Raw genomic sequence first — 12,611 nt, forward strand, 5'->3', positions numbered from 1 at the left:
TTTATCGCTCCAACATGTCATTTGGTAAAACAAATTCTAATTTAACGCCATGTGCAGTTACAGTTCTAGTGCATTTAGGTTTATCCAGTCCTTTACATTTTTCATGATGGTCAAATTTATCGCCAGTAATAGTAACCAAGCTTCTATCATAAGGGCATTTAATAGCAAAGCTTTGACCTCTTCTTTTTTCAACAGATGCTTTAAACTGTACACGCTCCCACGCTCTGATTTCTCGCAAGAGTGAACTATGTGAAGGAACAATTTTAGATGAACCAATTTTTCGAGAAATCCATAAATGTGACATCTGAACACCATCACTTACTGTAGTACCTACTGTGTTCTTAACTTTATAATCTTGATCTGTAGACATATAAACATCTAACCCCATTTTTAGCGCCATCATTGCGGCTTTGGGTGTCATTAATGCTCTATGACTTAGAGCATTAGTAGCTTTACTGTCTGTTACACGATACTTGTGCCCCAATCTTGAGCTATGCCAAACATGGTCTATACCATTGTGACCATCATCATGATATTCATAAAGCACGCCATCATGATTGATTTTAGATCGACTCTTCATACGTCTTACATAGTAGTAATCCGTGATATGCTCACCACCTGAACCCAACTCTTTATTTGATCTTTTTCTTCTTTTCAATTGCTTTCGGCGATTTGAAGTATTTTTCCTACCTGGGCTTACTCTATTACCACCTGTATTTTTAGGTACATTCCCATTTTGTGGTGTTTTAGGTGCTGGTTTTTCATTCGGTTTTCTTGAACTTTTAGGTGCTGGCGTTGATGGTGTTTTTGCCTTTGGAGTTGGGGTAGGAGTTGCAGGTGTTTTAGCCTGTGCTACTGGTGTAGGTGCTGGCGTTTTTGTAACAATTGGAGCTTTTGCAGTGGTATTTGGATAAGGGGTTGCAATTGCTTTTGCATGAGCAGCTTGCATTTCTTTCATCACCATCTCAATTTTTTGATTGGCAACTCTTTTCATTTGATTTAATTGGGTCACTAAGGTCTTTAATCTTGCATTACCCAATACCGCCCGAGTCATCCAACTGTCAAAAACATCAATTAAACCATCAATCATTTTGTTACTTGTATTTTGTAATTCTTTTGTGTAAGCATTCCAATTTAAATTCCTGAACCATTTATCTACATTCCCTCGCATAGTCTTACTTGGGATTGCATCTAAAATTGCGCCCATCGCTTTACCTGAGCGTAATTGCTTAAAAACAATTTTTAAGCCATCACCAGCTACAGGAACAAAAGCTACTAGGTTAAATACCAAATCAAACCAATTATCTTTATCTTCTGGCTTTTCAGCAATTTTTATGACCGAAACGATAACATTCCCGACATCGACCCCTTGGCCTACAAAAGGAATACAACCAATCACCACTGCAACAATGATTTGTGCAGGACTTGAACCACTTCCATCAAGCACACCTTTGATCCATTGAGCTGCTGACTCTTCACCTTTAGCAGTGACTCTTACAGTTTGTGAGGTTGCTTTCGCTACAGCAGTATTCATTTTTCATCTCCTAGTTCTAATCTAGAAGTTGAATAATTGGTTAGTAATATTTCTTCTAAATCATCAGCTATTTCGTCATTGTGATTATTTTCTTGCCCTAGTAATTGTTCTTCATAATCACCAACATGATCATCATACTCAATAGTATCCCCATTAATCATACTTTCAATTTCATCAGGAAAATAATCATCCAACAATGCATCTAATTCTTGTTGATTGTATTGTTCTATTAGTTGTTCTGCTTCAGTTATGCTCATCACTTTTTTATCTTTAAATGGATTATCTACTTTCTCTTTATCAGGCTTTGCCTCAACACTACTAAAACCATAATAAACTTTTGGCTGTATTTTATCGCCTGGAATAGTGACCTTGGCATATCCATCAGCATCCAATATACCTTCTAGAGAAGAACCATCAGAAAAAATAAGATTAAAAGGCGCCTGTGCCACGGGTTTTAAATCCTCATAAACATATTTTAGTTCCAATTCCTTTGGCAATACGTTAATTGTAGGTAAGACAGGTACGATTGCAGATAAATTGCTACCTCCTTTCAAAACATGCTGCCCCGCCTTACTCTCAAACAAACCACCAGTCGTGGCAAACACACCTGAACCATTGATTTTTAATTCTGAGGTATCTGCAACTAATCTAATCTCTTTAGGACTGGTAATATAGATTGCATCTTCAGTTGAAATGATTTGAATCCCTTTACGTGCAATCAAATCAGCCCCATCTCCTTGAGCTTGTATTTCAACCTTACCTTTACCTGCATAGAATCTGGCACCTTCCTGTGCTGCAAACAAACTGATTTTACTTTGTGCATGAGCTAATAAATTCTTTTGAGTACTTAGGTTAATACTATCGCCTGCACTGTGACTAATTTGACCATCTGCTGAAAGATGTACATCTTCATTGCTTGCAAGAGCGATTGAATTGGGTGAAGTCAAAATCATTAAAGCTTGTTTAAATGCTTTTGCCTTAGTTTCGCTTTGCTGTTCGATTTGTTCAATAAACTGCTTAAGATCATCTAGAATTTCTAAAGGGTCGGTTTGTTGATTTTTAGCGACTTCACTTAACGCTTTTGAATTATTCAGACTAGATTCAAGCTGTGATTTGGTCTCTTGTACATCAAGATGATGGCCACTTGCTGAATCTTGCGAATAGGTAGAAAGCAATAAGCCTTGTTTAGCTCTAAGCGCTCCCCACTGATCAGTACGCAATTCAAAGCCTTCACCACGTCCCTCACTGGTGTCAGTTTCTTTAGGGTGACTGAGATTACCTAAATTCAGCTGGCTTGCTGAATGACTACTTTGCAGTTGGACGCTGATTTGTCCTGTACTATCATCAAATCTCAGTTGGTTGTAGCCACTCCCTTTATATTCCTTACTTTTTATCCCTGCTAATTTTTTAGTATCTGGCAATTTGCCTTTATGATCAAATTTGGTGGGATGACGTTGTGCTTCATGAATTCGCCCCACGACATACGGTCGATCGATATTGCCATCAAAGAAATTAATGACCACAATTTCTCCAATACGAGGCAAGAATCGTGCACCATAGCCTTCTCCTGCCCAAGGCGTCAGTACATCGACCCAAGCCGAATCTGTATCATTGTCATTTGAACCTGCACCACCATCATGGGTGTGGTCTTCATTTCGAGTGAACAAGAAGCGTACTTTGATACGTCCCCATTCATCGACATGAATTTCCTCGCCATCCATCCCGACAACTTTTGCTCGTTGTGGATGTGTGGTAGGTCGTTGTTGCAGTAGGTTGTATTCAGGAACAATGTCGATGCTTCGACGTTGCAATACAAGCTGATTGGCTTGACGTTCATCTTTGTTATTGGTGATGATATTGTTCAATTGCCAATGACTTTGTGTAAGTAACGCTCTCACTTGATCATTCAGGTCTTTAGGCAAGTTGTTCTGATTATAGAATGTCTTTGATGTGATCAAAAATTCTTTGTCTGCACCTGAATGCTGATCTATTTCAGGATGTTCATTAAATTCAAACCAATACCCCACATATGCATCTCTTACTGTAGAAATAGCAGTAAATTTTTTGGCTTGTAGATCGAAATATTTACTCAAGTTTTCATTGAGCTTTTCAATTTGGACATGACCAGATTTGGTTACACCATCTTCACCTTTTAAGTCCTGTATCCATGCAGGACTGGCATGAAATGCCTGTTCTAAAGCTAAACTTGCCACATTCTGATTGTCTGAATGCTTATGCTTGGTAAGAACTGAACCTGCACCTTCTTCTTGTTCTAAAGCATCCGCTTGCCATCTTTGTACATGTACAGCCGTAGGCTGAATGGAACGTAAACCAGTAAATGCCGTTATGCTATCTTGTCTTTCTACAGCACTGCTACGGTGAAAACGGATACTACGGCGATCTAGTGCTTTGTATTGCGCATTATGATCGATTAGGCGTAGTTTCTGTGGTTGAATCTGCTCTGAAGAACTAGAAACTTTATGCTGTGCTTCATCGACTAAGAAACTTATCCCTTCAGAAGCCAACAACCGTTGAATAAAGTCAAAATCGAGCTCATTGCTCTGCATGATGAATGGTCGGACATCATAGTCTTTGGTTAAGGCAGTTTTATCCAAAGTCAGGCTTGAAGCAAACAATGGACTTCGCTCTCGCCATTCTTGAAATAGAATCTCCACAACTTGAACAACAGATTTATTCATAAACACTCTGGAGTTTCTACGATATTTCCAAAGCGCTGTGGGGTCTTCTACTGTAAGGCGATAAATTGTAAGAGAACCGTCACTGGCACCTACATCGGCTTTGGTTACGATCCCTGAAATTCGATTCAGCTCAGATTTGTCATTAACAATATCCACGGCCACTTGACTACCAATAAAGCTTTTTAGAGCAATGCTTGCTGATGTAGATAGACAAGTTAATTGTAGGCTAAGGCCTAAGTTAAGTGTATGTGTCCCATCAATACGTTGCAGGAATACTTGATCATTTAAAAATGAATTTGAAAATAGAATATGGATCGCACGTTTTTGCACGCCAAGTCCCAGTTGCTCTAAAGCAGTGTAAATATTGTTAGACATAGTTTATTATTTAATTTTAGAATGTGATGAATTATACTAAAAATCTTAATAAAATGTCTAGACAGGCTTGTCTACAGCCGCTTTTAAAACGACAAATTGTGTCTCATTTTGTTTCAACTTGTTAAGTCAATTATGCCGATAATCAATCTGCCCTTTGTTAATTTGAAAATATTCTTGTATTTTCTTTCTCTCTAATTTGTCTCATTCGAATTGATGTCATTTCACCCAACCGTAATTAGATACTTTTTTCTCAACCACAATACCGAGTACTTTTCGATGGTCCTTTTCATTTAACTTAAATAATAAGCAAATCTATCTAAAACCCAGTTTGATAATTAATTATTTTTTTCATTTTTACAATATGCAATTAACCAATAAATTCTCATATTGCGCAAATTAAAACAAGAACATTCGTGCATTAATTTTTAGATATAGCTGTATTAAGCTGTGTATTTTTTGTACCAATACCGTATTTGTATAATCGTTTAATCTTAAAATCAAAATGCAAAATCCAAACAGTTTGAAATGCAAAAAATTTGATTTTTCACATTTTCAAGACATAAAAACCGTAGCAGCATAATAAGGATATTTTATGACTGAAACACATATTTATCAGCCACATGAAAAACGTAATCGTGTCATGGCTATCGTTGGGGCTGCTTCTGGTAACTTGGTGGAATGGTTTGATTTCTATATTTATGCAGCATTCGCAACCTATTTTACCCACGCATTAACCGCTCCAGATATGGATGACTCCACAAAAGCGATTTATGTATGGGGCGTCTTTGCTGCTAGTTTTTTCATGCGCCCCATAGGCAGTTGGCTCTTTGGCTGGATTGGCGATACCTATGGACGTAAAAAATCCATGATCATTTCTATTACCTTAATGGCAATCAGTTCATTTTTATTTGCAGCACTCCCAACTTATGATCAAGTCGGTATGGCAGCACCATTTCTATTATTGGCTGTACGACTGTTGCAAGGACTTTCAGTAGGTGGTGAGTATGGTACTGTTGCAACCTATATGAGTGAGGTTGCTTTAAAAGGTCAACGCGGTTTTTATTCCTCTTTTCAGTACGTGACACTGTCGGGTGGACAACTTTTAGCAAGCCTTTTAGGCGTGATTATGTTGGCCCTTATGTCTAAAGAACAATTAATGGACGGTGGCTGGCGTATTCCATTTATTATCGGTGGTGTCGTTGCCATTCTTTCATTCTTTGCACGGCGACATTTAAAAGAAACCTTATCTGAAGATGATAGTGCAAAAGAAGGTTCAGGCAGTTTAAAAGAATTACTCAGCAAGAACTGGAATACTTTCCTACTGGTTGTTGGTTATACCTCTGCGGGTTCATTGTGTTTTTATATCATCACAGTATATTCAAAAACCTATATCACCAGCCTTGGTTTTGCCGACAAAACGGTCGGCTATATGATGACCATTGCCCTATTTGTGTTTATGTGTGCACAACCTTTGTTCGGGATGCTGGCAGATCGAATCGGTCGTCGTGCTTCAATGATGCTCTTTAGTAGCAGCTGTGCCATTTTTATCTATCCGGTCATGGTCATTGCTATGCCGTACTTTAGTGGTTCAGCTTTTATCGTGACATTATTACTGATCTTCTTAATGATGTTACTCAGTTTCTATACTTCAATTAGTGGTTTAGTTAAAGCAGAAATGTTCCCGCCACATATTCGAGCCTTGGGAGTTGGTTTTGCTTATGCAGTCGGTAATGCAATCTTTGGTGGTTCTGCTCCTGCCGTTGCATTAAAGCTAAAAGATATTGGTCATGAGAATAGCTTCTTTGTTTACGTGATTGTCATGCTGATTATTTGTCTTTTCTGTAGCATGCAACTCCCTAAACAGCCGAAATATTTACACCATGATCATTAAGCTCAATATTTTAAGGTCTGTTTTTACAGACCTTTTCTTTTAATACATGCCTTTTGTTGTAAAATATCCGCGTATATACAATAAAGTCTTATTAAATCTTGAGGAAAAGATGAAAAAAATATTGTTTGTTCTTACCTGTATTTCAATCAGTCATTTTGCCTATGCTAAAACACAAAACTATATACTAACCAATGGCGGTGGTGTTGATGACAATGGTTTGCTGTTAAAAAATACCCAAGGTAAAACCATTTACGCATATTGCAATCAAAAGTGCGGGCAATGGTTTGATCATGATGACGAAACAGGCGGTCAAATTTTAAAAAAGGAATATATTGAAAAAAAGGTCCAAGCAGATATTCAATTTGAAAAAAATGCAGATCGAGTTGCTGGTCCTAGTGCAGATGAATCTTTTTACTTCATTAAACAAATCAAATTTATTGAATAATTTAAAAATAAATCATGACATTAGAATCCACTCACCCTTCTAAATGTCATGCGCTTTATGCCCTTATTTTGATACTCTAAATTTAGAGGGATCAAATCCTTAGACTTTATGTGTTAATAATAAATCAATAGAAATCAACTAAATTAAAACATCTTGGCGTCCAGGTATGTCTGAAGTAGCAATATTGGCAATTGTTTGCTTATACTTTTTGATACTGCGCTTGGTATTTCCCATGATTTCATATAAAACCTCTTTGACAAGGTCATGCTCTGGATCTTGTAGATAAGCCGCCTGACACCACTTAACTGCTTCAGCATAGTCATAATAATGAGGTCGATTTTTAAGATCAAAATGTAGTCTTGCTATCGCACACATTGCAGCAATATGGCGTTTATGTGCTTTTGTTTTTAAAACTGCAATTATTTGCTCTGCAATTTCAGGATAATAGCTAAAATTAAATAAGCGCGTGACATAAATATCAATCAGATCATTCAGCAAATCAGAATTAATATAACGATGATCTTGTTGCGACTTCTCTAAGCCTAATCGGCTCTGTTCAAAATACCCTAAGCACTTTTTTAAATATTCTTTAGGTTGAGATTGGTTTTCATCCATACTTAAATTTAGATAGTGTATGCCCATATTATACATGGCAATATAATGACCTTGGTCTGCTGCTTTTTTTGCATAATATAGTTCTTGATTCACATCATATAAGGCATGTTCAGCCAAAGAATGAATATAACCCGCGCTAAAGCAACAATATACAAAACCTAAATCTGCACCTTGATGTAATAAATCAATGATAAAAATATAGCCGTGATCATCATCAAAATTGTTTGCGACACGGAAAAAACAACAGTAGCGCCCTTCAGGATAAGCTTTTGGTGCTTCTAATAATTTTGCCTGTTCGTACCAAGATTGAGCAACCAATGGATTTTTTTCAACACTAGACCAACCATGTTGGCATAGAAAACCATAAAGAACCGCAGCACTGGCAAGCCGCTTCCGATTGGACAATGCAATTCGGCCTAGAAAATCTGAATCTTGAGCATTATGTCGCCAAAAATAAATTGCGCGATCAAGCTCATACTCATCGAATACAGGATAATCTGCAGCATTTTGATAACAAGATAAAATTCTTGGATCATTTTCATCTAACAGATAATAGAAATATGCCAATTTTAAATAGATGACTGCTCGATTACGTTCCGTTAAGGGGCGTTTTAAGATTGCTTGGGCTTTTTGGATATATTTTTTTATTTCAAGTGTTTGATCTTTATCAAAGCTTGTATCAAGCGTATCAAACCACACGATATAATTTAATTCACTTTTTTCGATTTCGCTAAAATGTTGACACCAATCCGACTGAGCAAAATCAATTATGGCCTGATGATCGTGTCCCCATCGTGGCAAGAGATACCAGCAATAATCTCTTACTGCAAGCAAGCCAAAACCTGATTCTTCTATAAATATTTTTAACCAAAAGGCGGCATCTGCTTGAGGTAAATCAATTTCTTCTTTCAAATTTAGATATTTTTGTAAAAGTTGAGGCACATCTTGGGGTAAATCAATTTTTAAATCTTGATTTAAGCCACTTTTTTGCGCCATTGCTTGGGCTGAAGGTTTTATTTTATGGACTAAATTTGAAGGATATCGACGCTTAAGCATCCACTCTGCAAACCATTCAGGTTCATCCAAGTGAACTGCCGAATTTAATAAATGCAGTGCAATTGTCCATGTCTCCGCACTAAATGCAAAAGCTTGCATTGCAGAAGCATACAACTGCTTTTGCGCCTCTCTTGCACAATCCCACATTTCATCTGTAACATTGCTTGACCATTGTTGCCCACGATATTCAGCTGCCCAAAAAGCCCAATAACGCACACGAACAATATAAGGGAAAAAGCTTTCTGGAAAAGCCAAATGCCATTCATTGATATGTTTTAATGCTGTTATGCCGTGATTTAAGAATATGTCCTTAAACATTTGTTTGGGCTGATCAAACCATTCATTTTCCCAAAGCTGCGGCGATTTATGACTTCGACTTTGCCATAACACATTGAAAAAATTTTCCAATTCTGCATAGTTTTTATTTTCCAATAAACCTTGCGGACAATGGATATCTTTACGAAATACTTCATGGGTATATTCAGATTTAATCATCATTCAGCTACTTTGTTTTTATTATGGGTTGAGAATAAATCAATATTCCATGAATAAAGTGACCAATTATTGGGATATATGGATTGATATAAGTGTAAGTCTTGCTTTGCAGAGCGATCATAATTTTCAAAATCTGAATGTTTAAACATCAAATACAGCTCACGCCCTGCGACATATTTCTCACCCATATCCTGCCAGCTAGAACAACAGTCTTGAATAATCTTCGATGAAGCAACAATATATTGCCATGCATCATATTCCTGTAATTCATAGAACTGCACCAATAACCGTATAGTAAATATTTTTTGAATATGGCTAAACACCAAAATATCTCTTAAATAACTTGCAGTACCAAATTCACTACTTGAATAAAGATTTTCTAATTGAGCGATTTGAAAATATTGATTTAAAAAATAACGAATCTGTTTCTCTTTAGAGCCTGCTTTTTTCTGTTTGATATTTAACAATTGATTTAAATGTTTTTTATATATTTCTGGATGCTGTTCAAAATGCGCTAACGTTAAGCTATCTACCTGATACCATTGAATATGATTACGAAAATAAATCAGATCACCAGTTGCAAGCATCCATTGCTTACGATTGTCCTGCTTTAAATTTAACAACACCCAAGGCAAGGCAATGATATAGACGATAATTTTAATCATCCAGCCCAGCAATGGAATCTTGCTTAATTCATATAAAGTCTGAATCAACCAGAAATAAGGCTTAAAGATCACGCTCCACAGCGATTTGTTTGACTTTGCTTGACTTAACTCAACCTTTAAATCAAATTTTTTCTCAGCTTGCTGTTGATTTGTATAAGCAACGATCTCTTCTATATATTTTTCTGATGGGTGCCTGATATGTTCTGGACGATTTAGTCCCAGCAAAAGATGCTGAATCACATGGGTTTGATGATCATATTGTTCCAATAAATGTTGATTTTTCATCAATAACGTTTCAATTTTACAAGGATCATCCAATTCATGAAAATAAAAATACAAGGCTTGATTGACATGATCCGTTGAACCCTCATTTATCTCAGGTTCATAGACGATCCCCATACTTAAACAATCTGGGTTATGATTATTATTTGGTAGAATATGATTTAAAAATAATAAGACATCATCTGCATATTTTTTAACTGGTGCTTGATTCTGCTTACCTTTAATCTGCTCAATACACCACACTTCACCATCCCATTCTAAACTGATGGTAACATGTGGCTTATTGCTTGAATCCCTTAAGCTAAAATAACGAAATATTCCCTGCTCTTTTTGCGTTATATAGTATTCACCATAGCCATCTTTCAATTCAATCAGGTTGCTAAACTGCCCTAAACAGTGCTGCATATAACGTGATTCAAACGCCATTTCCTTACGCAACAACATTCCTGTTGCCGTAATTTCAATAAACTTGCCTGTATTTACAGTTAAAACTTCATCAATTGCCTGCTCACTGCTGTCCCATTGTCCTTTTTCTAAACGCTTTTTCATTGCTTCATGATCTTTATGCCAAGCGTCTAACACTTGCTCATAGGTCATTTTCATGAATTTGCCTTTTAAATTGCTTTTTAAACGCGAATTAAAAAACTCTAAAATGGGCTTTTCCAGTTCCAATATCTGTTCATGTAAAGGATCAACATACAACATCTGATGTTCTGGCTGTTGTTCAAGCTTTTTCAAAAACCATGTAGGAATAGGCTGTGGAAGTTGACAAATTTTCCAAGCAGAGACCGAATTTACATAAAAAACTGGATTGAATTGTTTAATCACATATTCAAAGAATTTTTTTTCAAACCACTGAGTAATTTCTGGATCATCTTTCCGGCGTTGACTACGCTCTACAATTGTTTTTTTAACTTCAGGGGCATTGACAATATCACGTGTTTCCATGCTGTTCCAATTTAACTTATTTCTAGTACATTTGATTTTTATAAAAAATATTCTAAATGATCGAAGTATAACGGTTCTTTCTTATCAACTTCCAACAAATTTCTACGTTTCCGAACAAACAGGCCCATAAGTAACAAAATTCTCCTGTAAATTTATGAACTTAAAAATTGTACCTATTTTTTTCTAAAGCATAATGAGTTAGTATTCATTCAAATTAAATTTTATGCCATACATAAGCTACTTAAAATTAAGTTTGACTTTACTAATGATAACAATAATTTCATAAAATTTATTACAAAAATTATTTCACCTGAAGTAAGAATTTCAAACGAAGAAATAATTGAATATTGTAACTCTATTGAAGATTTAACTAAAAAAGATAATTTTATTTTTCAGGTATGGGATTACGAACCAACCACAAAATTACCCATTTATAGATTAGTTCAAAACAGTGAATGCAGCGATTATATAAGAAACATTCCAAAAAACAAAATACTATTTCATGTAGACAACACTACTATTAATTATCAAAAAATAGGTTACCCTTGTTTTATTCTAAGCAATATAAATTTTAATGATTTTGGGAGCTATTCAAATTTTTTCTTAGATTACTTTTCAGAAAATGATAATAAAGTACATATTGGTCGCCTAAAAATTATCAAAAAAAATGATTTCAATACAATACAAGTAATTCCAAATACATTTACTGAGTTAGATGATTACTATTCAATTGGTGAGGATATATCTTATTATGAAAACCTGAAAAAAACATTTGGTGACTTATTTTACTCAAAATTAAGAGCTTTAAAAGATTGTTCTTTTTTTCATGATACTTTAGAGTTTTTTGAAAATGATGATAATTTTAAAAAATCAATTATAAGAGATAACGAACAAGAGCGACTTATACGTCGTGCAAAATTAGAAATAAATAAATATGACCTAGAAAATTTATATAAATTTACTTTTAAATTTAAACCCAAATATGATGAAAAATTTACAGATATAGAATTTGACTTTGATGAGGATTCTTGGATATCTAATCGAATAATAACACTTATTGGTAAAAATGGATGTGGAAAAACTCAGCTACTTTCTAAACTTCCCCTTGAATTATCACAAAAAAATCAAGAATTTTTTTATCCCAAACTACTTCAATTTGGGAAAATTATCGCTGTATCTTATAGTATTTTTGATAATTTTACTCTACCTAAACCCGACTTTGACTTTAACTATATAAGTTGTAGCTTGAGAGATGATAGTGGGAAATTGCTAACAAAAGAAGATTTGACTACTCGGTTAATTCAATCATGTAGAAAAGTTCAAGAAGCTAATCGCACAAAAAAATGGTTAAAAACCATTTCTACATTTTTAGATGAAGACATTGTTCAAAACTTAATATCAGAAAATGATTCTCAGATTAGAAATATTAATTTAACGAAAATTAGTGATACATTAAAAATTTTTAGCTCAGGACAGAATATTTTACTTAATATTATTACCGAAATTATAAAAAATATCAGATACGATAGTTTGATTATATATGATGAACCTGAAACTCATTTACATCCTAATGCTATTTCACAACTAACAAATACACTTTATACAC

Annotated in this window: 6 protein-coding genes and 1 pseudogene; 3 read left to right on the forward strand and 4 right to left on the reverse strand. The window is 35.1% G+C overall.

The genetic code is table 11. The features are described 5' to 3' along the window. Position 1 precedes the first annotated feature (1 nt). Together GJV03_RS10860 and GJV03_RS10865 are read right to left on the reverse strand one after the other, a co-directional pair. Entirely contained in the window at positions 2-1,534 is a 1,533-nt protein-coding gene (locus GJV03_RS10860) for a hypothetical protein (protein ID WP_154130073.1), read from the reverse strand. Continuing rightward, on the reverse strand, positions 1,531-4,608 hold the full coding sequence (locus tag GJV03_RS10865; RefSeq protein WP_154130074.1) for a type VI secretion system Vgr family protein: 3,078 nt from the start codon (positions 4,606-4,608) through the stop codon (positions 1,531-1,533). Before GJV03_RS10865 ends, GJV03_RS10860 begins: the two co-directional genes overlap by 4 nt. 592 nt (positions 4,609-5,200) lie before the next feature. Here GJV03_RS10865 and GJV03_RS10870 point away from each other — a divergent pair. Then, complete coding sequence (locus GJV03_RS10870) at positions 5,201-6,499, forward strand: MFS transporter (protein ID WP_154130075.1); 1,299 nt, start codon at positions 5,201-5,203, stop codon at positions 6,497-6,499. A 109-nt stretch (positions 6,500-6,608) separates the two neighbouring features. After that, entirely contained in the window at positions 6,609-6,944 is a 336-nt protein-coding gene (locus GJV03_RS10875) for a hypothetical protein (protein ID WP_154130076.1), read from the forward strand. A gap of 138 nt (positions 6,945-7,082) precedes the next feature. Here the strand turns inward: GJV03_RS10875 and GJV03_RS10880 are convergent, their stop codons facing one another. Then, positions 7,083-9,113 (reverse strand): DUF4034 domain-containing protein, encoded by a 2,031-nt coding sequence (locus GJV03_RS10880; protein WP_252720701.1) that lies wholly within the window; start codon positions 9,111-9,113, stop codon positions 7,083-7,085. Next, positions 9,110-11,005, reverse strand: coding sequence for a cytoplasmic protein (locus tag GJV03_RS10885; protein ID WP_252720702.1), 1,896 nt, complete (start codon positions 11,003-11,005; stop codon positions 9,110-9,112). Before GJV03_RS10885 ends, GJV03_RS10880 begins: the two co-directional genes overlap by 4 nt. Positions 11,006-12,250: 1,245 nt before the next feature. Between GJV03_RS10885 and GJV03_RS10890 the strand changes: the two are divergent. Then, positions 12,251-12,611, forward strand: a pseudogene (locus GJV03_RS10890) (AAA family ATPase); the annotation flags it as partial.

Origin of the sequence: Acinetobacter sp. RIT698 (genome assembly GCF_009668065.1) — a bacterium.
GTDB classification, from domain to species: Bacteria; Pseudomonadota; Gammaproteobacteria; order Pseudomonadales; family Moraxellaceae; genus Acinetobacter; species Acinetobacter guillouiae.

Excerpts from the sequence above, each read along its gene's own strand:
- GJV03_RS10860 (WP_154130073.1), bottom strand. The coding sequence starts at position 1,534 with ATGAATACTGCTGTAGCGAAAGCAACCTCACAAACTGTAAGAGTCACT.
- GJV03_RS10865 (WP_154130074.1), bottom strand. The coding sequence starts at position 4,608 with ATGTCTAACAATATTTACACTGCTTTAGAGCAACTGGGACTTGGCGTG.
- GJV03_RS10870 (WP_154130075.1), top strand. The coding sequence starts at position 5,201 with ATGACTGAAACACATATTTATCAGCCACATGAAAAACGTAATCGTGTC.
- GJV03_RS10885 (WP_252720702.1), bottom strand. The coding sequence starts at position 11,005 with ATGGAAACACGTGATATTGTCAATGCCCCTGAAGTTAAAAAAACAATT.
- GJV03_RS10880 (WP_252720701.1), bottom strand. The coding sequence starts at position 9,113 with ATGATGATTAAATCTGAATATACCCATGAAGTATTTCGTAAAGATATC.
- GJV03_RS10875 (WP_154130076.1), top strand. The coding sequence starts at position 6,609 with ATGAAAAAAATATTGTTTGTTCTTACCTGTATTTCAATCAGTCATTTT.